This window comes from Vibrio pomeroyi (assembly GCF_024347595.1).
Classification (GTDB): domain Bacteria; phylum Pseudomonadota; class Gammaproteobacteria; order Enterobacterales; family Vibrionaceae; genus Vibrio; species Vibrio pomeroyi.
Genome location: NZ_AP025506.1, coordinates 2,677,247 through 2,701,084, shown reverse-complemented (window position 1 = coordinate 2,701,084; position 23,838 = coordinate 2,677,247). Strand labels below are relative to the sequence as shown.

The window sequence follows — 23,838 nt, the reverse complement described above, 5'->3', positions numbered from 1 at the left end:
TCTACTTTGCTCTCGTTAATTTATGAATCATGCCGCTTTTTGCGGCATTTTCGTGACCGCTAAGATAAAACCTTCCAACAAATCGCAAACCTCCTTTCTCCTTTGTTAATTTCCGCTAAAATAGAAAGATAATAATAAGCACAAAAAAACTCAGTTTTGGTTTAAGCAACGTTAAGACATTGCGGCAGCCGAAACTTCACGTGTTGTTGCTGTTCAGGATTAAAAGTTGTATCAGATTATCTTCAGAATGTTCATGTTAATGAGCATTTCATTTAGCGTTCTTGCGGTAAATACATCACCTTCTGTTTTCTACCCTTTGCCCGTTCAAGCGCAAGGGAACTTTCTTGCGGCCAAAAATCTATATCTCGGTGCCGGAGGCGGGCTTTGGGTTCATGATGTTCATGGAAAAGTACTTTTTTATGATGGTCGAACTCTGCTTCCGAGAAAGGGCAGTTTGTTGCAGTTTTCCTCTGAAAACGTGGCGTTCCTTAATGATGAATTTTGGACTTTTTTCGATAATGAAGTGTACCGACACAGTCCGGGCATTGGCAACGAACTGGCGTTTAGCTTAAGCCCAGGCGCTGAAATCTCAAACATAGGTGCATCCGGCGATTATATTTGGGTGACCGACGGCAGTAATTTTTATACCTACAACACTCAGACCTTAGAATTTAATACTTACTCATTGCTCAAGTTGTATCGCTACAACAACAGCAGTGACATTTCGATAAATGACGCTGAGTGGGTGCTATCAAAATGGGTACTAGCGACCAGTTCAGGCGTTTACCTTTCTGAAAATCAAGAATTTACCCATGTAACAGCCTCAGAGAAGAATCACATAGAGACGGTCTATTTTTCGAATGCGAGACGTGAGTTAGTGATTGGCACCTTGAAGGGGGCGGTGATCGTCGATCTTGCGAATCCAGAGAAAGAGGTAAAAGTCAGTGGCTCTCATGTACTTTCACTCGCTGAAACCTCAGACCAATATTGGATTGGTACCGAGCACGGCTTAATTAGCTATAACTTTATTACAGGTCACATTACGCGATTCGACCAAGCGACTAACCAAGACTTCTCGTTACCGGGTGAGAAAATATACTCATTGATTAACGACCACGCTGGTGGTATGTGGGTGGCGACTAATAATGGTATCCGCTACTTTTCACTGTTCAGTAAGACATTCTCAAGAACACCATTAACCGGAATGGGGATGCACTCGAGCAGTGTAGTGATCAACAAAGTGCAACCTGTTAGTGACCACTTATCTTGGGTTGCTTCTTCAATGGGGCTCTATTTTGTCGATTCTCAAAGCGAAGAACGCCCGGTTCGTGTCTATTCGGATTCTGTACGGGATTTTGTCATCTTTGATTCTTCGATTTGGTTGGCTACCGAAGAAGGCATTATTAGCTTTAATACCGATACACTAGAACCTGAAGCACTCGATTTACCGAGAGCGATTGATGGGGTGCATGTTGAAAATTTTGCGCTTCAATCTAACAACCTGCTTTGGATGACCTCTGGGCAGAACCTTTATTCTCTTTCCGTTGATACGATGAATTTAACGGGCTATGGCATTGATTGGTTAGTCGATAAGTTTTTGCCAGCCAAAATCACCGATCTCAATATAGGGTTACAAGGTCGAGTCTATATAGGCACAGACCACGGTTTTTATTCTTTTATTGATAAGCGAATCAGCTTTAGTCGCTCAAGTGAACGATTTGGCAAAGTCGTCGATATTGAAAAAGCCAAAGATGGGGCTCAATGGTTCGCAGGCAGTTACGGCGTGTATCGAATTCCTTATGACAGCTCAGCGATTCAAGAGATCACCCTCGTTGAAGATAATATTAGCCCTAACTGTTTGATCAGCGATGACAATGGAGTGTGGTTAGGGTCTTCGAAAGGCATCAGTTACTACGGTTTAGATGGTCAACTGCATAAACACATTGGCTCTCCTTTTGGATTGATTACCAACGAACTGGCGGAAGGTGCATGTGCGTTGTTTTACAGTGAAGAGAGTCAATCTTCACGACTCGTTTTAGGCTCAAAGTATGGTGTGGTGAGTGCATTATCGAATGAGTTATTGGTATCCACGACACCTCATAGTCGCGCGTTGCTGAGTAAGATTAGCGTAGACCAACAAACGGTATCCTTGGGTGGCAAGACTGCCGACTTAGCTGAGATCCCTTATGGTTCATCGATTGGTTTCAAATTGGGTATTTTACCGGCGACGTTTGCTCCTGCTATGGAGTATCGACTGAGCGACGATGAACCTTGGAGTGAGTTTGAAGGGGGCTTGCTAACGCTCGATCATCTTCTTCCTGGTGACTACACGCTTGAAGTTAAGCCAGTGAAGGACTCCCATTACCGATTTGTCTCAACCAATCAAAGCTTCTCGATTGCAGAACCTTGGTATCTGAGTAACTGGGCGGCAGCGAGTTCTCTTATCTTGCTCATCTGTGTCGTGACCATCTTGGTATTTTGGCGTTCCCGTTATGTTACTTTTGCCAACAGGCACTTAAAGGCGCAAGTTGCACTAAAAACGGATCAGCTGAGACATCAGAGTCGTATCTTGTTGACGACCAATCAACAGCTGAAAAAGCAGCTATCGGTTAAAAATGCGCTTGTGTCTCACACCGCAAAAGAGCTGTCTTCTGAAGTGAATAATATCGCGGCCATGCTCCCGAATTGGAATGATGACCAAGGGAAGTCACCTATCTTGACCTTGAAGAATGGTTTAGCTCAGTTGAGTAATAGCCAACAAGGTGAGGGAGCGGTTTGTTACGACATGATTTTAATCTTGGAGTCGGTGCTCAAGGCTTGGCAGGACGATTTAGTGAAAGCCGGTATTGAACTGGATATTAAAGTCGAGACCAAGCAAAGACATGTCTCCTTACTGTATTTTAATCTCGATATTATCTTCAATAGCCTAGTGGCGAGCATCATAAAGCGTAACTTTAAGTCGCAGAGTATGGTTGTGCTAGTCGAAGAGGTAAAAGGGCATCTTGTTGTTACGATTCGAGATCATGGGATGCCTTTCCCTAAATTAGCGTCAAGCATCAGTGATAACAATGGTAAGTCGACTGACCTTAATATTGAGAAGCTTCCTTTGTTGATGAATCAGAGCGGTGGTGAGTTGAACGCCTTTGTGTCTGATTCTCAGAACAAGGTTCAGCTTTCTTGGCCGATTGAATATCAGATGTTGGATGACCTTGAAGCAAGCACAATAGAACAGATTGAAACCATTAAGCTTGCGGCTTCAACACCAGAACAACAAAAGCTGACCGCTGAACAAGAATGGAAGAATAAAGTGTCGCAGCTTGTTAGTGCGCACTACGCTGATGCGGAGTTCGGCACTGCAACTGCTGCTAAGTATCTGTTCATGTCGGAGAGAAGTTTACAGAGACGCTTTAAGTTGGCTTATAACAAGACCTTTAAAGAACACTTGAATGAAGTGCGCCTTGAGCATGCGTGTGAGCGACTCCTTGCAGGAGAGAAGATCTCAGATGTTGCGTTTGACTCGGGCTTCAATGACCCTTCTTACTTTAGCCAAAGGTTTAAGCATCACTTCGGTATGTCGCCGTCTAAGTTTGCTGAAAACAACGAGGAGTAGTTCACTGCGGATCCACTCTACTTTCACATAGATAAAGATACTCTAAGCCTCGACATTCGTGTCGGGGCTTTTTTATGCTCCTACGAGATACGAGATACGAGATACGAGATACGAGATACGAGATACGAGATACGAGATACGAGATACGAGATACGAGATACGAGATACGAGATACGAGATACGAGATACGAGATACGAGATACGAGATACGAGATACGAGATACGAGATAACGAGATAACGAGATAACGAGAGTTGGGATTTAGAAATATGTTTGGGATAAACAAGAGGAAGAAAAAAATATCGTGGTATAGCCGGGGGGACTATACCACGGGTGCCAAAGACACCTTCGCTTGCTGCCGGAGTGATATGGCAAGCCACATCACCTCTGGAATAAAATTAAAGAGAAGGAGTTTCTCTTCGATGGAGTAACTATACGTCCAGGTACTTATTTTACTTATAAAATTAACGACAGATGGTCATGAGAAAACCGACATTATTTTAAGTTATTGATAATTAATGATTTGTCGCTGTTTCTGTGAATTTGTACTAGTGAGGTAGTTCTCGTTGTTTGTTGAAAGTAACGTTTTTGACGTAAACGTTTTTAACGAAATTTACGAGCATGTATTTTCGAAAACATTGATTTCACACAATAGAATTGTGGTCATGTATGTGTATCATGCTGTTAATAACAATCTTTCTCATTATCAGTCACGAATTGGGTACTTATGAAATGAAACTCTCACAACTAGAGCAAGGCAAAGCGGCTTCTATTGTTGCACTAACAGGTTTAACACCAGAAGTTAGAAAAAAACTCATGGTCATGGGTATGTTGCCAAAAACCGAGGTGACTCTGATTCGCCGTGCACCTATGGGTGATCCGCTTCAAGTTGAAGTGAGAGGGGTTTCAATTGCCATTCGTGAAAGCATCGCAGAACAAATCGAGGTTATCTAAATGGATTATCAAGTTCTAACCGTTGGTAACCCGAATAGTGGTAAAACAACATTATTTAATGCACTGACTGGTGCTAAACAGCACGTTGGTAACTGGGTTGGTGTAACCGTAGAAAAGAAGACGGGCGTATATTCGCACGCTGGTGATCAGTTCCAGCTTACCGATTTACCGGGTATCTACGCACTAGACAGTGGCAATGACGCTAACAGCATCGATGAGTCGATTGCATCTCGTGCCGTTCTTACTCATCCAGCAAACGTAATCATTAATGTGGTAGATGCTAGTTGTCTGGAACGAAGCTTATACATGACATTACAACTGCGAGAATTGGGTCGCCCAATGATCGTGGTATTGAACAAAATGGATGTACTAAAGCGTGAGCGTCAGGTGATTAACCTTAAAGCGCTTGAGAAAGAGCTAGGTTGTCCAGTATTAAGCTTGTCTGCAAACGATAAAGGCCAAGTGGTTCGCTTTAAAGAACGCCTACATAAATTGCTTGTTCAAGGTGTGAGCCTTGATCCTATCTCTATTGATTACGACGCAGCATTAGAAGCTCTTATCCCTTCTGTTGAATCACAATTTGATGATGCTGACGTTTCTCACCGAGCTCTGGCTATTCGTGCTTTAGAAAATGATTACTTGGTCTTGAATGGACTGGCTCCGCAGACTCGTACTCAAATTGATGGCGTACGTCTTGGTGCTGACTTTGATATTGACCTTGCAGTCGCCGACGCGAAATACACATTCTTACATGACCTTTGTAAACGTGTTCGTCGCAGCGAAGGCAAACTAAGCCGCAACTTCACAGAAAAAGCAGACCAATTCATTTTGAACAAATGGGTCGGTATTCCTTTCTTCTTTGTGATCATGTACCTGATGTTCATGTTCTCTATCAATATCGGTAGTGCGTTTATCGACTTCTTTGATATCGGTGTTGGGGCAATCTTGGTCGATGGTGGACATCACCTATTAGATGGTCATTTACCTGTTTGGTTAGTCACTATATTGGCCGATGGTATCGGTGGTGGTATTCAAACCGTTGCGACCTTCATTCCGGTGATTGCAGCTCTTTACTTGTTCTTAGCAGTTCTTGAAAGCTCAGGTTATATGGCGCGTGCGGCATTTGTACTTGATAAAGTCATGCAGAAGATTGGTTTGCCGGGCAAAGCGTTTGTACCACTAGTGCTTGGTTTTGGTTGTAACGTACCTTCAATCATGGCAACTCGTACTCTTGACCAAGAACGCGAACGTAAACTGGCTGCATCAATGGCGCCGTTTATGTCATGTGGTGCTCGTCTTCCGGTATACGCACTGTTCGCCGCTGCATTCTTCCCTGGGGCTGGACAAAACGTGGTATTCGCTCTGTACATCATGGGTATTGTTGCTTCTGTGTTCACGGGTCTGTTCCTTAAGAACACCATTTACCCAGGTAGCAGCGATAGCTTAGTAATGGAAATGCCAGATTACGAATTGCCGACAGTGCAAAACGTGATGCTAAAAACATGGCAAAAACTGAAGCGTTTCGTACTTGGCGCAGGTAAAACAATTGTAATGGTTGTGGCAATCCTGAGCTTCTTGAACTCGCTAGGTATGGATGGCAGCTTCGGTAACGAAGACAGCGAGAACTCTGTGTTGTCTAAAGCGGCACAAGTTGTGACCCCTGTGTTCCAACCAATTGGTATTACTGAAGAAAACTGGCCTGCGACGGTTGGTATCATTACAGGTATCTTCGCAAAAGAAGCCGTTGTAGGTACATTAAATAGCCTATACACAACGCCTTCTGATGAAGAAGCGGCTGAATTTGATTTAGCAGCAAGCTTGCAAGAAGCGGTGATGACGATTCCTGAAAACCTGTCTGGTCTGAGCTATTCAGATCCACTAGGTATTGAAGTGGGTGATTTATCAGACTCTGGCTCAGTGGCTGAAGATCAAGAAGTCGATTCATCTATCTTTGGTAACCTGAAAGATAAGTTTGTTTCTGGCCACGCGGCATTCGCTTACTTGATTCTTATCCTGCTTTACACGCCTTGTGTTGCTGCGATGGGTGCTTATGTACGTGAGTTTGGCCAGACGTTCGCACGCTTCATTGCAGTTTGGACGATGGCGCTTGGTTACTTTGGTGCGACCTTCTATTACCAAGCGGCAAACTTTGCTGCACACCCAGTGACAAGTGCTGTGTGGATGGTGGTAATTGCTGGTGGCTTTGTGGTGACATATCGCGTGTTCAAGAAAATTGGTAACAAGCAGAAAGCGCTAGAGGTGCAAGTCGTATGATCTTAACTGAACTTCATCAATACATAGACAGCCAAGGTGTCGCAGCTCGTAAAGAACTCGCCGCAAAGTTTGGTATGAGTGAAGATGGCGTCGATGCGATGCTGGGTGTGTGGGTCAAGAAAGGGAAAATTTCTCGCTTGGTCGATACTAACAAGCATGGCCATACAACGCGCATTCGCTACACAATCAGCAAACAAGATGGCCTGTCGCTTAACGTGATGATGTAGTTCAGACCTGCATACACTCGTTGAGAACGGCGAGGTTAGAAAATTAGAAAGCCGCTTATCTATTTTAGATAAGCGGCTTTTTGTTATGTGTCTTTTCTGAACTGTCTGGTTTGAAGCTTAACGAGAGACTCTAATTACGCTTTCTTGAAGATAGAGCTCAGTGACAGCACGTTTTGAATACGAGTCAGAATAGCGGCTTGATCTTCTTCACTGCGTTGCTCGCCTTTGGTGTTACCCCATACAGGACCTGGCCATGCCATGTCGTCTTTGAAGCGTGCAATATGGTGAATGTGCAGTTGAGGCACCATATTACCTAGCGCACCTAGGTTTAGTTTGTCTGGTTGGAATGTGGCTTCTAGTGCTTGGCTTACCGCTTGAGATTCATGTAAGAACTGCTGCTGTTCTTTCATTGGTAAGTGGTGCAGTTCTTTTAGATTGGCACGTTTTGGTACCAGAATAACCCAAGGCACAGCGTTGTCTTTGTGCAGTAGCGCAAGGCTAAGAGGGAATTCGCCAATAATAGTAGTGTCTTTTGCCAATTGGGGATGAAGTTCGAAGCTCATGATCTTTCCAATTAATTGTTTTAGTTGAGTATAAGGTTGGAACAGATATGTGGCTAGTGCTTCGCTCTCAATAAGCAGATTCCCTATCACGTTCGTCCCTCACTGTAGGGAATGACGGCTGGGGAGAGTGATAACGAATTGGTTTGCTGTGGTTACGTGCTTTTCGGAGATTCCCTATCACGTTCGTTCCTCACTGTAGGGAATGACGATTGGGGAGAGTGATAACGAATTGGTTTGCTGTTGTTGTGTGTTTTTGGGAGATTTCCTATCACGTTCGTCCCTCACTGTAGGGAATGACGATGGAGGGGAGGGATAACGAATTGGTTTGCTGTGGTTACGCGCTTTTCAGAGATTCCCTATCACGTCCGTCCCCACTGTTGTGAGTAACGGTTTGGGAAATTGATAGCGATTTGGTGTGGTTTGATAGCGCATCATTGATGCTATCTTGGATTCACGGTACCTATTCCCGTCATCTCCTAGAGCGACGAAGGAGCGTAATAGGAGATCTCTTGTTGAGGACGTTGGTGGGTAACAGAGCTTGCTAAGTAAACGTAGCCTCCAAATAAAACAAAAGGTTGACGCTTTCACGTCAACCTTTCTAATTATCTCGAATCTCGAATCTCGAATCTCGAATCTCTTACATGCGCTCTAGAGTATCGATACCTAGAAGCGATAGACCTTGCTTGATTGTCTTCGCAGTTAGTGCAGCAAGCTTCAGACGGCTCTGTTTAACAGTTTCATCTTCAGCAACTAGGATAGGGCATGCTTCGTAGAAGCTAGAGAACTGACCTGCTAGTTCGAATAGGTAGCTACACATGATGTGTGGTTGACCTTCACGAGCAACAGACTGTACCGCTTCTTCGAATTGTAGAAGTTTTGCGATAAGTGCTTTCTCTTTCTCTTCAGTGATTTTGATTTCACCTTCAAGAGAGTCCATAGAAACGCCAGCTTTAGCGAATACAGAAGCAACACGAGTGTACGCGTACTGCATGTACGGTGCTGTGTTACCTTCGAACGCAAGCATGTTGTCCCAATCGAACACGTAGTCAGTAGTACGGTGCTTAGAAAGGTCTGCGTACTTAACCGCTGCCATTGCAACTGTGTTCGCGATCGCTTTCTTCTCGTCTTCTGCTAGTTCAGGGTTCTTAGATTCGATCAGCTGTGCTGCACGAACTTCAGCTTCATCAAGAAGGTCAGCTAGACGAACCGTACCGCCTGCGCGAGTCTTGAATGGCTTACCGTCTTTACCTAGCATCATGCCGAACGCGTGGTGCTCAAGAGAAACAGATTCTGGGATGTAACCTGCTTTACGAACGATAGTCCAAGCTTGCATTAGGTGCTGGTGTTGACGTGAATCGATGAAGTAAAGAACACGGTCTGCGCCTAGCTCTTCAAAACGGTATTTTGCACAAGCAATGTCAGTTGTTGTGTAAAGGAAGCCGCCGTCACGTTTCTGGATGATAACGCCCATTGGGTCACCATCTTTGTTTTTGTATTCGTCTAGGAATACAACTTGTGCGCCGTCGTCTTCTTTAGCAAGACCTTGCTCTTTCAGATCCGCAACGATAGTTGGAAGCATGTGGTTGTACATGCTTTCGCCCATTACGTCATCACGCGTTAGAGACACGTTTAGACGATCGTAGTTGCGTTGGTTTTGAATCATTGTTACGTCAACAAGCTTCTTCCACATCTCTGCGCAGAACTCGTCGCCGCTTTGCAGTTTAACAACGTAGCCACGTGCTTTAACTGCGAACTCTTCGTCTTCATCGTAAAGCTTTTTAGATTCACGGTAGAAGCCTTCAAGGTCAGCAAGTTCCATTGAAACTTCACCAGACTCAGCCTGAACGCGCTCAAGGTTTGCGATAAGCATACCGAATTGAGTACCCCAGTCACCGATGTGGTTAGCACGGATAACGTTGTTGCCTAGGAATTCTAGAGTACGAACAACTGCATCACCGATGATAGTTGAACGTAGGTGACCAACGTGCATTTCTTTAGCAACGTTTGGCGCAGAGTAATCCGCAACAATAGTTTGCGTTTCAGCAACGGCAACACCAAGGCGAGAGTCAGCCAATGCTGCGTCTGCTTGTTTTGCTAGGAAAGCTTCATCTAGGAAGATGTTTAGGAAACCCGGACCTGCGATTTCAACTTTAGACGCGATACCGTCTAGGTTTAGAACGTCCAATACTTTTTGAGCAAATTCTCGTGGGTTAGTGCCTAGTCGTTTAGCAACGCCCATAACGCCGTTTGCTTGGTAGTCACCAAACTGTGGTTTTGCAGATTGACGAACAGCAGCAGGAGAGCCTGCAGGTGCGCCAGCGGCTTCTAGAGCCTGAGATACTTTGTCATTAATAAGTGCTTGGATATTCACACGCGTTTCCTTCAATTCAAGGATGATAAGAGTGGCCGTTAATTCTTGGTCATTAAATTGGTTAATTATGCTTCTAGTTAACGATTTAATGCCAAAATCAGCAGCAGACTCTGTTTAAGTTCACAGAAATGGCGGTAATCATACCAATTTTGTGCGGTTTCTTATAGGTCGAATTGATAGAAAATTAACATTTCCTCAGGGGTTTTTGACAAACAACTTTTGCCAAGCCGAGTTTGAATGTTTAAGGAGTCGAATGAGCATACTTATTGAGTCTATTTTGCAAAAGCAACGCTTGTTGAAGAAAGCAAAACTGATAACATGCTGCCATAAATGGGAGAACACAGACAATGACGATGAGCCTCAAGCAAGCCGAACTCGAACCACAACAAATGATTGCCCGCCTTGATACGTTTATGGCGAAAATTGAGAACCTAGGAAATACATTGGGTTTGGATTTAAGCTTTGCTCAAGCGGATCATATTGCACTAAGAATCAATGAAACTGAGCTTGCGAAATCTGCGCACCAAGCATGGTCTGAGTACGGTTCTACGATTTCAGAGGCGATGATCAACGGTCGCCCAATTGTGGTGTTGGCTTTCGATGAACCGTTGCAAAGCCTTGGTTGGAAGATTGAATGCTTAGAGCTGCCATACCCAGCAGAAGGCAAGATTTACCCGAGCCAAGATTGGGAACATGTTGAGTTCGTGATTCCTTCTCACGCACAAACGGCTGATGAATATTTAGCGGATCTGAAAGAGACTTACCCAGAGTTCGCAGCTAAGTTCGACTCTTTGGCTGAGCAAGGTATTAAGATCAAACTCTCTAGCCCGAAAGGCGAGGGCGAACGTTTGAATAACCCAACGGTTGCATTCAAGCATCAAGGAATTTGCATCAAGCTGCACCCACATTCGTTGAAGAATATTGTAGAGTCAGAGCAGGCTTAGTCTGATCGGACTTAACAAGAAAGAGATTCCTGATCTCGCTTAGGCTCGTCGGAATGACGGATGTGTGCAGTGGTTGTGTTGGTCTACTAACTATTGCGAGCGCTTGCTAAATATAAAATTTTCTAGATAGAAAGCCTATCGTAGTCGGGAATCTCTTAAAGCCAGTCTGATCATCAGATACAAAAAACGCGCAATGGGTTAACCCTATTGCGCGTTTTTTATTGGATTCTAGCTGGAAGCCGAACCTAAATTAGCGACTTACAGAATCACAGTTTTGTTGCCGTAAACAAACACGTGATCGTTGATCACCTTGTTGAGCGCCTTACTCAGAACATTCTTCTCAACGTCACGACCCGCTTGCGCCATGTCTTTCGCGCTGAAGTTATGATCCACTGGAATAACGTCTTGTTTAATGATTGGGCCTTCATCCAAATCATTAGTCACGAAGTGTGCCGTTGCACCAATGATCTTTACGCCGCGCTCATACGCTTGTTGGTATGGCTTTGCGCCAATAAATGCTGGCAAGAAGCTGTGGTGGATATTGATGATCTTGTGGTTGTACTTTTCAACAAACCCCGGAGTCAGCACTCGCATGTACTTAGCCAAAACAAGGTAATCAGCCTCGTATTGGTCAATCACTTCTAGCATTTTCTGCTCATGCTCTTCACGGTTCAGACCTTCGTGTGAAACATGGTGGTAAGGAATGTCAAAACGCTCGGTTAGGCTTTGTAGGATGTCATAGTTGCCAACAACGGCTGCGATTTCCACGTCTAAACTGCCATCGAAGTTCTTCATTAGAATGTCGCCAAGGCAGTGCGCTTCTTTGGTTACAAGAATCACAACACGCTTGCGAGAAGAGCTCATTAGCTTGCGTTTTGCGTTCTCTGGTAGCGCTTGGTCTAAATCGGCTAACAAGGTTTCGTCATTGAAGTAACCCTCTAGCTCGGTGCGCATAAAGAAGTGGCCGCTGGTGTTATCTACGAACTCATTGTTGTGCACAATATTGAGTTGGTGTTTGTAACAAATGTTGGTGATCTTCGAGATGAGGCCTGGGGCATCAGTACAATGTGTTAGTAAAGTTTTTCTTTCCATTTGCATCTTACTTCCATGAAATATTTTTATTCTTTAAATTAAATGCAGGCCGTCGAACGGTGAACTGAGCCGCAATATCACCGTTATAATTAATCTATTATCAAGTTGGTTTCAACAAATTCTGCTGCTCATTTATCGCTTTGATAAATTGTTTGATATGGAAATATCAGTTTTTAGATAGGAAAACAGGCAGAAGCTTCATTTTTAAAGTTTTGACCGTAGTACGCATTTGAACTTCAACCGGGGCATTCACGCCTTGGCCAAAAATAGAGGTGATACTTATGGATAAAGAGTTACTAGCAAAAAAACTGTACTGCAAGCGAGTGAATTCATTGGCGGGTGGTACGGAGTTAGATGGTAATGTTTTAGATGAAATGTGGGAAAGCAAAACCTCACCAACCGATGCTGCGAAAGCCATGCAGCCTTGCGAGAACCAATTTGAAGGTGCGCCTTGGTTGTCGCGTTACCTCAGCCGTAAATAAAACCCTTTCTTTGATTTCTGTTCCTTTCTCTTTTCAGGACACTCAGACCAAATCAAACTAAACCAAACACCTCCGGTGCGAAGTCATTCTTGATTCGCGCCGGCTCACTAAACCTGCCATAATTCGCCTTCTCTTTTTCTAAACTTCGTACTCTATGATATCTAAAACGTTTTCTGCTGATGGTGCTCTGGGCAAAGCAATCCCTGGGTTTCAACCAAGACAAGCTCAGTTAGACATGGCTGAAGCGGTTTCACAAGCGATTGAAAAACAAAGCCAATTGGTTGTTGAAGCTGGAACAGGTACAGGTAAGACGTTTGCTTACTTAGTGCCTGCGTTGCTGAGTGGTAAGAAAACCATCATTAGTACGGGGTCTAAAAACCTTCAAGAACAGCTGTTTCATCGCGATTTACCATTAATGGTCGATGCGCTCGGCTTTTATGGTCAGGTTGCGTTACTTAAAGGACGTTCTAACTATTTGTGTTTGGATAGGCTGAGTCGTCAAATGATCGAGAGTCATGGCACTCACACCGATCCAACACTGTTAGCGCAACTAGTGAAAGTTCGTAGTTGGTCGTCTGCGACACAAACGGGTGATTTAGGCGATTGTGATGATATTGCAGAAGATAGCCCAATTATTCCTACGATTACTTCTACTAACGACAACTGCTTAGGTAAAGAGTGTCCAAGCTATACCGATTGCTTTGTGCTTAAAGCGCGTAAGAAAGCGATGGATTCCGATGTGGTTGTCGTAAACCACCACCTGTTCCTAGCCGATTTAGCGATCAAAGAAACCGGATTTGGTGAACTGATTCCTGAAGCCGACGTGTTTATCTTTGATGAAGCGCATCAGCTTCCTGATATTGCCAGCCAGTATTTTGGTCAGTCTGTGTCGAGTCGACAGATTAATGAGCTCGCCAAAGACATCGAGATCGCCTACCGAACTGAAGCAAAAGACATGCGTCAGTTACAAAAGGTCGGGGACAGGCTCGTTCAGTCTGCCGCCGATCTACGCATTGTATTGGGCGATACGGGCTTTCGTGGTAACTGGCGTGAGGCCTTGAAATCGGAGTCGATTGCACGAGAGTTAGTTCGCCTACAAGATGCGTTGCAACTGGCCGTCGATGTATTGAAGCTAGCACTGGGTCGAAGCCAACTGTTAGACACGGCTTTTGAACGTGCGAACATGATTAAGTCACGCATTGAACGTGTGTGCGATGTGTCGATTACGGGGTACTCCTATTGGTATGACACAACACCAAGGCAATTTGCTTTGCACATCACACCACTGTCGGTTGCGGATAAATTCCACGAGCAAATCGAACTTAAACCGGGCGCTTGGGTATTTACCTCAGCAACCTTGGCGGTGTCCGATGATTTCGACCATTTCACATCGCGACTTGGCTTAAAGCCGTCAGCTCAGTTTTCACTACCGAGCCCATTTGATTATCCGAATCAGGCGCGTTTATGTGTGCCTCGTTATCTTCCAGAACCGAATAGTCCGGGGTTGGCCGATAAGCTGGTTCGAATGCTGACTCCTGTGATCGAGCAAAACCAAGGCCGCTGTTTCTTCTTGTGTACTTCACACAGCATGATGAAAGAGTTGGGAGAGCGATTCCGAGAAACCCTCACGGTTCCTGTTCTATTGCAAGGTGAGACAAGCAAGCAAAAAACCTTAGCCGAGTTCATGGAATTGGGTAACGCATTGCTCGTAGCGACAGGCGCTTTTTGGGAAGGGATAGATGTTAGGGGCGATGCATTAAGCTGTGTTATCATCGACAAATTGCCCTTTACGGCCCCTGATGACCCTTTACTTAAGGCTCGAATCGAGGACTGTAAGCTAAAAGGGGGTGATCCTTTTGCACAAGTACAGTTGCCAGACGCTGTGATTACCTTGAAACAAGGTGTCGGCCGATTGATACGTGACAAGCGCGATAATGGCGCTTTGATTATTTGCGATAACCGATTGGTGACTCGCGATTACGGTGGCATATTTTTGGCGAGTTTACCGCCTATCCCTCGTACACGTGACTTAGGGGTCATTAAAGAATTCTTAGCTAAAGACCATTCAACCGCTGCTGAGTAACTGGCATTGTTGAGTTTAGCCATTATTTTTAGATTAGATAACGAATATTTGAGACACAAATGAGCGCGAAAATTCTTGCAGTAGATACCGCAACTGAAAACTGTTCAGTTGCATTAGTAATGGGTGACCAGGTGTTCGCACGTAGCGAAGAGGCTCCTCGAGACCATACGAAGAAAATTCTACCTATGGTTGATGAAGTACTGAAAGAAGCGAATGTCGCTTTAACCGATATCGATGCTATCGCGTTTGGTCAAGGTCCAGGCAGCTTCACGGGCGTACGTATTGGTATTGGCATTGCTCAAGGCTTGGCTTTTGGCGCGGATTTACCAATGATCGGTGTCTCTACACTGGCAGCGATGGCGCAAGGCAGCTACCGTAAATTTGGTGAAACTCATGTAGCAACAGCGATTGATGCGCGTATGAGTGAAGTGTACTGGGCTCGTTATAGCCGTGAAGAAGACGGTCGTTGGACTGCGGTTGATGCTGAGTGTGTTACACCACCAAGCGAATTGGCTGCGCAGCTTGAAGCTGACTCTGAAACATGGGCAAAAGTCGGCACAGGTTGGGAAGCGTACGCAGAACATATGGATACTCTAGCGATCAACACCAAAGCGTGTGAAGTGCTATTCCCAGAAGCGCAAGATATGGCGTTCCTTGCTCAATTTGCTTACGCAGAAGGTAAAGCGGTTGCCGCTGAAGAGTCTGAGCCAGTTTATCTTCGTGACAAAGTGACTTGGAAGAAACTGCCAGGTCGCGAATAATTTTTACAAGGTTCTGATGCAAATTAGATCTAAATGCGTATTATTTAGATTTGAGAGGGCAGATATTTAGTCATGGTATCAATTAACAACTTACCTCCTTCTTCGATAGGCAGCACGTCTAAGCCTAATCGAATCAAAAAGAAGGAGCAGGCAAAAAAATCTGATGCTAGCACTGCGGTTGGGCAACCAACTAAGGTGGCTAATGCTGTTTCCCACTCTATTCGTCAAGTTAAAGAGTCTGAACTCCATAAGGCTCAAATCCAGTATGATCTTCCAGAAGGCCGAGGACGTAAGGCTATGGAAGAGTATATGGATGTAATGAATCAGGCGAAGAAAGAAGAACTTGCAAAGCTTATCGGTGTCGATATCTACATCTAGAGCTTGTCATTAATGCCTGTTTAAGGACCAGAACCATGTCAAATTACTTATCTAAAATTCGCTTAATTGCCCTTTCTATTGGTATTTTGGTGCTTGCAGGGTGTTCGTCACTACCTAGCGAACTCGAAGCAAAATCAGAGCCTGTTATTAGCGATTACCAACAATGGGTCGACCAACTACCGGATGCCAAAAGTGTTCGATTAGGTGGCGTAATATCTAAAGTAACTAACTTGAAAGATAAGACTCGAATCGAAGTCGCTAATATGCCGATTTCTAGTAACGGTAAGCCAGATCTAGACGCAGAACCAAGCGGACGTTTTGTCGGTTATATTGAAGGCTATGTTGAGCCTCTAAGCTTTGCAGAAGGTCGCCTGATTACTTTGGTTGGTCAATCAAGCGGCAGTGAAGATGGGAAAATAGGGGAGTACCCTTATACCTTCCCTGTGATGCAAGTAGACAACCAACGACTTTGGAACATTACGGAGCGCGTTGTTGTTAACGATTTTGCACCAACCTACTACTCGTGCAGAAGTCTACATTGCCGCAGCTTCCAAACGATGCCAAGACAAGGTCGAGTGATACAGGACGTAGAGTAGCTCACTTTGCCGGCTCTTGATTACTAAAGGTTGATTACTAGAGCTTGATTACGCAACCAGATGGAATTAGATGCTTGATGATTGAAAAGTCATACTCCCTTGCGAGCGGGAAGCTTGCAACACAGCAGATAGGCAACCCAGAAACGACCGCTACGACGGTCGTTTTTATTCATGGGTGGTTAGATAACTCCGCGAGTTTCTCTTCTGTTCTCTCTAATCTCGAAACACTTTCCCCCAACTCTCACTTGGTTGCGATTGATCTCTTTGGTCATGGCTTTTCGTCGCATAAGTCGGGCAGTTACTACCCGTTTCACGACTATATTGATGATTTGCACCAGTTGGTGACTAAATTATCGCCAAACAGACTGGTACTGGTAGGACATTCACTTGGTGCATTGATCGCAAGTTGCTATAGTGCCGCCTTTCCTGAAAAGGTGTCAGGATTAATTCAAATTGAAGGTCACGGACCTCTTTCAGAAGCTCCCCAAGAAACGGTTTCTCGCTTGAGAGATGGGGTACTCAGTCGTCTTCGACAGCGAAGAAAGCCTTCACGTCCTCTGGCAAGCCTTGAGGATGCTATTAAGCTGAGAGCTCACGCCAATCAAATCAATGCTGAATTAATTGCTCCTATAGTAGAGCGAGGAATTGTCGAGTTAGATAACTCTTGGCAATGGCGATGCGACCCTAACCTAAAATGTGACTCGTTATATCGAATGTCACAGGCGCACGCTGAAGCGATTATGGCGGCTATTGAATGCCCTCAATTAATAGTTTTAGGAAATGATGGATTCCGACATTTGCAGCATAATCGCTACAAATCAGCCCATAGTCCTCTAAATATAGAGACTGTTCCTGGCGGACATCATTGCCATTTAGAGAGTCCAGAGTTAGTTTCAGAGCTAATTCTTGGTGTAGTTAACAAAATTTAAACAAGTGTTTGAGCCTTTTAGTGCTCATGCACTAAAGCTGTGCTGTAATACCGCAATGATAAAAAGCGGCGAAACAGTCGTCAGCTGATAAACGAGGAGTAACATAGTGGATAAACCTTGGCTTTCACGTTATCCAAGTGACGTACCAGAGACGATCAACCCAGATCAGTACCCATCTCTTGTTGAAATGTTTGAACAGTCGGTACAGAAGTACGCAGACCAACCAGCATTCGAGAACATGGGCTCAATAATGACGTTCCGTAAGCTTGAAGAGCGCAGCCGTGCTTTTGCCGCTTACCTGCAGAATGATTTGAAACTGAAGAAAGGCGATCGCGTTGCACTGATGATGCCAAACCTGCTGCAATACCCAATTGCACTTTTTGGTGTATTGCGTGCTGGTATGATTGCAGTGAACGTCAACCCACTGTACACACCTCGTGAGCTTGAACATCAACTGAACGATTCTGGTGCAAAGGCGATTGTTATCGTTTCAAACTTTGCGAGCACGCTAGAGAAAGTCGTTGATAACACGCCAGTTAAACACGTTGTACTCACCAGCTTAGGGCAAATGCTGCCACGCGCGAAAGGTACAATTGTCGATTTCGTAGTGAAATACGTAAAAGGCATGGTGCCTAAGTATGATCTACCGGGCGCTATCTCTTTCAGAAAAGCACTGCATAAAGGTCGCCGTCTTCAGTATGTGAAGCCGTTTATGGCGGGTGATGACATTGCTTTCCTACAGTACACGGGCGGTACTACGGGTGTGGCTAAGGGCGCAATCCTAACGCACCGCAATATGATCGCGAACGTACTTCAAGCGAAAGGGGCATACGGTCCTGTTCTGCAAGAAGGCCGTGAGCTGGTGGTAACGGCACTGCCGCTTTACCACGTGTTCGCACTGACCGTAAACTGCTTGCTGTTTGTTGAGATGGGTGGTCGAAACCTTCTTATCACCAACCCTCGTGATATTCCTGGTTTCATTAAAGAGCTACAAAAGGTGCCGTTTACCGCGATTACTGGCGTAAACACTCTATTCAATGCACTTGTGAATAACGAAGATTTCCACGAGTTGGATTTCAGTAACCTGCGCCTATCGGTTGGCGGTGGCATGGCGGTTCAACGCTCTGTTGCTGAGCAATGGAAGAAAGCGACAGGCATTCACTTGCTGGAAGGCTATGGCTTAACCGAGTGTTCACCACTGGTAACGGGTAACCCATACGACCTTAAAGATTACACTGGCGCTATTGGCCTGCCTGTACCATCAACAGAAGTTCGTATTGTTGATGATGAAGGCCAAGTGGTTGCTAATGATCAAGTGGGCGAACTGCAAGTTCGTGGTCCTCAAGTGATGCAAGGCTACTGGCAGCGTCCAGAAGCAACCAAAGAAGTGATCGACCAAGACGGTTGGCTATCTACGGGTGACATCGTTAAGTTTGATGACGAAGGCTTACTGCACATTGTTGACCGTAAGAAAGACATGATTCTTGTGTCTGGCTTTAACGTTTATCCGAATGAGATTGAAGATGTAGTGGCACTACACGGCAAAGTGCTCGAAGTAGCGGCTATCGGTCAACCTCATGAAGTGTCCGGTGAATTGGTTAAGATCTACGTCGTGAAGCGCGACCCTAGCCTAACCAAAGAAGACATTATCGCGCACTGTCGTGAACACCTAACGGGTTACAAGATCCCTAAACTGGTTGAATTCAGAGAAGATCTTCCAAAGACCAATGTAGGTAAGATCTTACGTCGTGTGCTTCGTGAAGAGAACGATGCAGAATTGGCTAAACGCGCGAGCGAATAATAAGCCAGTTTATGGGTAACCATTACTCGAGAAACCATAGCACGAGAAGCCATTGAGGCGCTTAATCTAAGCGAGCGCTGAAAAATGGTGTTAGAATGCCGACAGTTAATGTCGGCATTTTTGTATCCGGCGATCAAATAGAAACCAGTGAGAGTTTTTGTGGATTATCAAATCATTACCCAATTGAAAGACCTTGAGCGAGTTTGCCAACAAGCACGTGAAGCCGATGTCGTTATGCTTGATACGGAGTTCGTTCGTACAAGAACCTATTACCCTCAATTAGGCTTGATTCAGTTATTTGATGGTGAAACGCTGTCACTGATTGACCCTATTGCTCTTGGCGAAATGACACCATTTGTTGGATTGTTGAAAGACGCCTCAGTATTGAAAGTGCTGCACGCGTGCGGTGAAGATTTGGAAGTGTTCCAGAACGCATTTGGCTGCACACCGACACCAATGGTGGATACGCAAATCATGGCTGCTTTCTTAGGCCATGGCTTATCAACAGGCTTTGCTGCTCTGGTTTCAGAGTTTGTTGGTGTTGATCTCGATAAGAGTGAATCTCGCACTGACTGGCTAGCTCGTCCACTTTCTCAAAAGCAATTGGACTACGCAGCGGCAGATGTGCATTACCTGATGCCAATGTACAACAAGCTTCTTGAAAAAGTGATGGAAGCGGGTTGGTGGGAAGCGGCTCAACAAGAGTCTGACCTACAAGTTGCTAAACGTATTCGTAAAGCAAATCCAGACAATGCTTACCTTGATATCAAAGGTGCATGGCAATTAAAACCTAAACAGTTAGCTATCTTAAGACCGCTAGCAACTTGGCGTCTAAAAGAAGCAATTAAGCGTGATTTAGCGCTGAACTTTGTTTTCAAAGAACAAGACCTGTGGGCTGTAGCTCGATTCGCTATGAAAGATCCCAAGCACATGGAACAGGAAGGTTTTGACTACCGCTCTGTACGTCGCCATGGTGCTAAGATCAGCTCAATAGTAAAGTTAGCGGAACACACGCCAGAAGAAGAGTACCCAGCACCAGTAGAACGTCTAATGGATTACCCGGGCTACAAGCAAATCTTCAAAGTGTTGAAAGATGAAGTGAAAACAGCATCACAACACAGCGGCTTAGCGACCGAGTTTTTGGCATCGAAAAAGCAACTTAACCAAATGTTAAGCTGGGTTTGGAAACACCAACGTAACCCTGAAAAGCTACCTGATGTAATGCAAGGTTGGCGTTTAGATGTGGTTGGCGAAAAGCTGAGTAAAGCGATTAAGTAATCTGTACTTGTTATAAGAGTTAGCCAGTTACAGATATAAAATGCAGACACAAAAAAGAGAGCCTAAGCTCTCTTTTTTATTTAATCTGCTTACTACTTACAAGATAGTGAAGACTACTTATCGTCTTCTGGTAGTTTAACGTTCAACTCTAATACTGAGATGTCGTCGTCTTTGTGTTCGAAAGTAAGATCAACCATTGATGGATCTACCTCAACGTACTTTGCAATACACTTCAAGATGTCTTCTTTCAGTTGCGGCAAGTACGATGGAGCAGGGTCGTCATGACTGCGGCGCTCAGCAACAATGATCTGCAAACGCTCTTTGGCTAGATTTGCGGTCGTCTTTTTCTGTGGTCTGAAAAACTCTAGTAATGACATTGCGTATTAGCCCCCGAACAGTCTTTTGAAGATGCCTTTCTTCTGTTCCGTTAAGAAACGGAAGTCCACTTGGCTACCTAGTAGTCGCTCTACAGTATCATTGTAAGCCATACCTGCGTCGGTTGCTTCGTCAAAGATAACTGGAACACCCTTGTTCGATGCGTTCAGTACCGCTTGGCTCTCTGGAATCACGCCCAGTAAAGAGATGTGTAGGATCTCTTCAACATCTTCAACACTCAGCATTTCACCTTGAGTTACACGTGCTGGGTTGTAGCGAGTCAGTAGAAGGTGAGTTTTCACTGGCTCTAAACCGTCTTCTGAGCGACGAGATTTAGAGTCAAGAATACCTAAAATACGGTCTGAGTCGCGTACAGAAGAGACTTCAGGGTTGGTTGTTACAATCGCTTCATCAGCAAAGTACAACGCCATTAGAGCGCCTTGCTCAATACCCGCAGGAGAATCACAGATGATGAAATCAAAGCCCATTTCATCAAGTTCATCAAATACGCGACGAACACCGTCTTTCGTTAGTGCATCTTTATCACGAGTTTGAGAAGCAGGAAGAATGAACAGGTTTTCTGTGCGCTTGTCTTTGATCATCGCTTGGTTCAGCGTAGCTTCACCATTGATAACGTTAACGAAATCGTAAACAACACGACGCTCACAACCCATGATTAAATCTAGGTTACGCAGACCGATATCAAAGTCGATAACTGCGGTTTTCTTCCCTTTTAAAGCCAGACCTGAGGCAATAGCTGCACTAGAGGTCGTTTTGCCTACCCCGCCTTTACCTGACGTTACAACGATAATGCGTGCCATTATTTTTTCCTTTTATTTCTCTTATATTGCGAGGACGTCAACGTGTAATACATCGTTTGCCATACTGAACATGGTTTTCTTCTGCCAGTACTCGCTTTCAATTTGATCGCTGAGCCAGTAATTTCCTGCAATAGAAACCAGCTCGGCTTGTAAATCATTACAAATTATTTTTGCTTCAGTTTGACCACTTGCACCTGCAATCGCGCGGCCGCGTAAAGTGCCATGAATATGGATGCTGCCATCGGCAATCACTTCTGCACCCGCACTTACGTGACTTAGGATGAGTAGGTCGCCATCTTTCGCGTAAACCTGCTGACCAGAACGAATTGGGGTTCGAACCACCTTAATCGGTGCCATCTTAGCGGGTGCTTGCGATGGAGATTTACTTGCCGTCATGACAGCAAAGCCCGCTTCTTTCGCTAGATTTTGCATACGTTTATCAGAACAGCCAGCCACGCCAACCGGGATCATGCCCGCTTGAGAGATACCATTTTTCAGTTGCACAAAATCGATATCGCCTGCGACTTTGCTGATGTTGATAACAACAGGCGCAGCGGCGAAAAACGTGGGTGCTTGGTCTACCTTCTCCTGAAGAAAAGACACTGCATTTTCGACTTGATCATCGGATAAGTGCAAAACAGATAGCGTAAAGCTGCTACCTTTTAGATCTGGGTTACTAGACATCGAAAAACTACAGGACCTCAATAGCGAATTGGTACAATTTCTTTATCAATAAAATAAAGGGCATTGCCTGAAACTAGGTTTATCATGTTATATTCCCAAACCAAGCACAGCAAGTAATCTTGTTGTCAAATGGACGTTTTGTTCCCAATATTTCCCTAACATAAACTATTGATCTCGCAAGTGAGAGTTTTGTAGTCATAATCAATTAAAAAGGTTTGTCATGCTGTGTTCTATATATAAAAGCTCAAAGAAAGAAGGAACATACCTTTATATCCCAAAGAAGGATGATTTTTCACAAGTTCCTGACGCATTGATGCAAATGTTTGGTAAACCTAGTTTTGTAATGGTAATTAAAATGGATGGCCGTAAACTGGCTCAAGTGAACATCGAGAAAGTGAAAGAATCACTGAATACCGATGGTTTCTTTTTGCAGGTTCCGCCACCACCAGTTAACGAACTTGAGCTTCATAAAGAGCGTAAAGCTCAACAGAAATCTCAAGACGAAGAGTGATAGCCACCTCAATTCAAGGAGGAGTGATCGTTGAGTAAATTTTCGAAAACCATATTGGCTGTGTCAGCATTACTATTGGGTAATAGCCTGACCATTAGCTCAGTACACGCTGAAGAGCTGAGCTTCGAACAATATGTAGAAAAACTAAAGCAACAAGGCCGTGAAGAAGGCGTTTCTGAAGCGATCATTGATGAAGCCTTTGATGGTGTAACGTTTAAGCCAAGAGCGGTGAAAGCCGACAAAAACCAACCTGAGAAGAAGCTGACTCTGGATGAATACATTCCACGAGCGGTACCAGATTGGAAAGTGAAGCAAGCCCGCTCGCTTTATAAGAAGCATTACACAGCGCTAAAGCGTATTGGTGATGAATATGGTGTTCAACCAAGATTCATTGTCGCGCTATGGGGCGTTGAGAGTAACTTTGGTAAGTTCACTGGTAACTACAGTGTTATCGATGCGCTAACGACCATGGCTTACGAAGGACGCAGAGAAGCGTTTTTCCGCAGCGAAGCAATGGCGGCGTTGAAGATTCTTGATCAAGGCCATATTACACCAAAAGAGATGAAAGGCTCTTGGGCTGGTGCTATGGGGCAACCTCAGTTTATGCCAAGCTCATTCTTAGCGTTTGCCGCTGATGGTAATGGCGACGGTAAGAAAGACATTTGGGGTACTGAAGAAGATGTGTTTGCTTCGGCAGCCAATTACCTTAGCCAATCAGGTTGGGATGATAAGTACACTTGGGGCCGTCAGGTTCACGTACCGTCAACCGTGTCTATTGATTTGCAAGGCCGAACTGAAGACAAAGCGAAGTACCTAAAAGAGTGGTCTGAACTTGGTATTAAGCGCTACGACGATCGCCCATTGCCGACGCTTGATGAAGACATTAAAGCTTGGTTGATTATGCCGGATGACGAAGCGGGTCGTTCGTACCTCATTTACAACAACTACAATGTGTTAATGAAGTGGAATCGTTCTTACTACTTTGCTTTGGCAGTTAGCCACCTAGCAGACAGAATTAAGTTTAATTAATCGGCCTAATTTGATTAGCAGACTTAATTTGATTAATAGACCTAGCTTGCTTTGATAGCAATTGGCCTACCATAGG

The 23,838-nt window shown here is 44.6% G+C and carries 21 protein-coding genes; 15 read left to right on the top strand and 6 right to left on the bottom strand.

Annotation, left to right across the window (positions count from 1 at the left end; genetic code table 11):
- Nucleotides 1–226: 226 nt before the first annotated feature.
- The 4 genes from OCV12_RS11725 to OCV12_RS11710 all read left to right on the top strand — a co-directional run bounded on the left by OCV12_RS11725 (nt 227) and on the right by OCV12_RS11710 (nt 7,064).
- Nucleotides 227–3,610, top strand: coding sequence for a helix-turn-helix domain-containing protein (locus tag OCV12_RS11725; RefSeq protein WP_261884721.1), 3,384 nt, complete (start codon nt 227–229; stop codon nt 3,608–3,610).
- Between the two features lie 731 nt (nt 3,611–4,341).
- On the top strand, nt 4,342–4,563 hold the full coding sequence (locus OCV12_RS11720) for a FeoA family protein (RefSeq protein ID WP_008221191.1): 222 nt from the start codon (nt 4,342–4,344) through the stop codon (nt 4,561–4,563).
- Nucleotides 4,564–6,837: a Fe(2+) transporter permease subunit FeoB gene (feoB, locus tag OCV12_RS11715; RefSeq protein WP_261884720.1), complete on the top strand. Its 2,274-nt coding sequence runs from the start codon at nt 4,564–4,566 to the stop codon at nt 6,835–6,837.
- A complete protein-coding gene (locus OCV12_RS11710; protein ID WP_017630655.1) occupies nt 6,834–7,064 on the top strand; it encodes a FeoC-like transcriptional regulator in 231 nt (76 codons plus the stop codon). Before feoB ends, OCV12_RS11710 begins: the two co-directional genes overlap by 4 nt.
- 134 nt (nt 7,065–7,198) lie before the next feature.
- Here OCV12_RS11710 and OCV12_RS11705 read toward each other — a convergent pair whose 3' ends face one another.
- Together OCV12_RS11705 and argS are read right to left on the bottom strand one after the other, a co-directional pair.
- The gene (locus OCV12_RS11705; RefSeq protein ID WP_261884719.1) at nt 7,199–7,627 is read right to left on the bottom strand and encodes an HIT family protein; all 429 of its coding nucleotides are present in this window, start codon (nt 7,625–7,627) and stop codon (nt 7,199–7,201) included.
- A 637-nt stretch (nt 7,628–8,264) separates the two neighbouring features.
- Nucleotides 8,265–9,998, bottom strand: coding sequence for an arginine--tRNA ligase (argS, locus tag OCV12_RS11700; protein ID WP_261884718.1), 1,734 nt, complete (start codon nt 9,996–9,998; stop codon nt 8,265–8,267).
- 347 nt (nt 9,999–10,345) lie between these two features.
- Between argS and OCV12_RS11695 the strand changes: the two genes are divergently transcribed.
- Nucleotides 10,346–10,942 (top strand): VOC family protein, encoded by a 597-nt coding sequence (locus tag OCV12_RS11695; protein WP_261884717.1) that lies wholly within the window; start codon nt 10,346–10,348, stop codon nt 10,940–10,942.
- A gap of 258 nt (nt 10,943–11,200) precedes the next feature.
- On the opposite strand, the gene purU is transcribed toward OCV12_RS11695, so the two are convergent.
- Complete coding sequence (purU, locus tag OCV12_RS11690) at nt 11,201–12,034, bottom strand: formyltetrahydrofolate deformylase (RefSeq protein ID WP_116872060.1); 834 nt, start codon at nt 12,032–12,034, stop codon at nt 11,201–11,203.
- A gap of 281 nt (nt 12,035–12,315) precedes the next feature.
- Between purU and OCV12_RS11685 the strand changes: the two genes are divergently transcribed.
- The 8 genes from OCV12_RS11685 (at nt 12,316) to rnd (ending at nt 20,342) form a co-directional block, all read left to right on the top strand.
- The gene (locus tag OCV12_RS11685) at nt 12,316–12,516 is read left to right on the top strand and encodes a hypothetical protein (RefSeq protein ID WP_048664628.1); all 201 of its coding nucleotides are present in this window, start codon (nt 12,316–12,318) and stop codon (nt 12,514–12,516) included.
- A gap of 154 nt (nt 12,517–12,670) precedes the next feature.
- Nucleotides 12,671–14,599, top strand: coding sequence for an ATP-dependent DNA helicase (locus OCV12_RS11680; protein WP_116871772.1), 1,929 nt, complete (start codon nt 12,671–12,673; stop codon nt 14,597–14,599).
- A gap of 59 nt (nt 14,600–14,658) precedes the next feature.
- Entirely contained in the window at nt 14,659–15,360 is a 702-nt protein-coding gene (gene tsaB / locus OCV12_RS11675; RefSeq protein WP_048664625.1) for a tRNA (adenosine(37)-N6)-threonylcarbamoyltransferase complex dimerization subunit type 1 TsaB, read from the top strand.
- A 72-nt stretch (nt 15,361–15,432) separates the two neighbouring features.
- Nucleotides 15,433–15,738, top strand: coding sequence for a hypothetical protein (locus OCV12_RS11670; protein WP_017062378.1), 306 nt, complete (start codon nt 15,433–15,435; stop codon nt 15,736–15,738).
- A 35-nt stretch (nt 15,739–15,773) separates the two neighbouring features.
- Nucleotides 15,774–16,334, top strand: coding sequence for a Slp family lipoprotein (locus OCV12_RS11665; protein ID WP_261884716.1), 561 nt, complete (start codon nt 15,774–15,776; stop codon nt 16,332–16,334).
- 77 nt (nt 16,335–16,411) lie between these two features.
- Nucleotides 16,412–17,263 carry an alpha/beta fold hydrolase gene (locus OCV12_RS11660; RefSeq protein WP_239847834.1) on the top strand — a complete coding sequence of 284 codons (852 nt, stop codon included), beginning with the start codon at nt 16,412–16,414 and terminating at the stop codon, nt 17,261–17,263.
- Nucleotides 17,264–17,369: 106 nt separating this feature from the next.
- A complete protein-coding gene (gene fadD / locus OCV12_RS11655; protein WP_261884715.1) occupies nt 17,370–19,064 on the top strand; it encodes a long-chain-fatty-acid--CoA ligase FadD in 1,695 nt (564 codons plus the stop codon).
- A 159-nt stretch (nt 19,065–19,223) separates the two neighbouring features.
- The gene (rnd, locus tag OCV12_RS11650; RefSeq protein ID WP_261884714.1) at nt 19,224–20,342 is read left to right on the top strand and encodes a ribonuclease D; all 1,119 of its coding nucleotides are present in this window, start codon (nt 19,224–19,226) and stop codon (nt 20,340–20,342) included.
- A gap of 113 nt (nt 20,343–20,455) precedes the next feature.
- On the opposite strand, the gene minE is transcribed toward rnd, so the two are convergent.
- Genes minE through minC form a run of 3 tightly spaced genes read right to left on the bottom strand, consistent with a single transcriptional unit; the run spans nt 20,456 to nt 22,222 of the window.
- Nucleotides 20,456–20,719 carry a cell division topological specificity factor MinE gene (minE, locus tag OCV12_RS11645; protein ID WP_004737949.1) on the bottom strand — a complete coding sequence of 88 codons (264 nt, stop codon included), beginning with the start codon at nt 20,717–20,719 and terminating at the stop codon, nt 20,456–20,458.
- Between the two features lie 6 nt (nt 20,720–20,725).
- Complete coding sequence (gene minD, locus OCV12_RS11640; RefSeq protein ID WP_009848498.1) at nt 20,726–21,538, bottom strand: septum site-determining protein MinD; 813 nt, start codon at nt 21,536–21,538, stop codon at nt 20,726–20,728.
- A 21-nt stretch (nt 21,539–21,559) separates the two neighbouring features.
- Entirely contained in the window at nt 21,560–22,222 is a 663-nt protein-coding gene (gene minC / locus OCV12_RS11635) for a septum site-determining protein MinC (protein ID WP_017629530.1), read from the bottom strand.
- A 220-nt stretch (nt 22,223–22,442) separates the two neighbouring features.
- Here minC and OCV12_RS11630 point away from each other — a divergent pair, with 220 nt between their 5' ends.
- Together OCV12_RS11630 and OCV12_RS11625 are read left to right on the top strand one after the other, a co-directional pair.
- Nucleotides 22,443–22,733, top strand: a complete 291-nt coding sequence (locus tag OCV12_RS11630) for a YcgL domain-containing protein (RefSeq protein WP_017062372.1) — start codon at nt 22,443–22,445, stop codon at nt 22,731–22,733.
- Nucleotides 22,734–22,763: 30 nt separating this feature from the next.
- A complete protein-coding gene (locus OCV12_RS11625) occupies nt 22,764–23,762 on the top strand; it encodes a lytic murein transglycosylase (RefSeq protein ID WP_261884713.1) in 999 nt (332 codons plus the stop codon).
- Nucleotides 23,763–23,838: the final 76 nt, after the last annotated feature.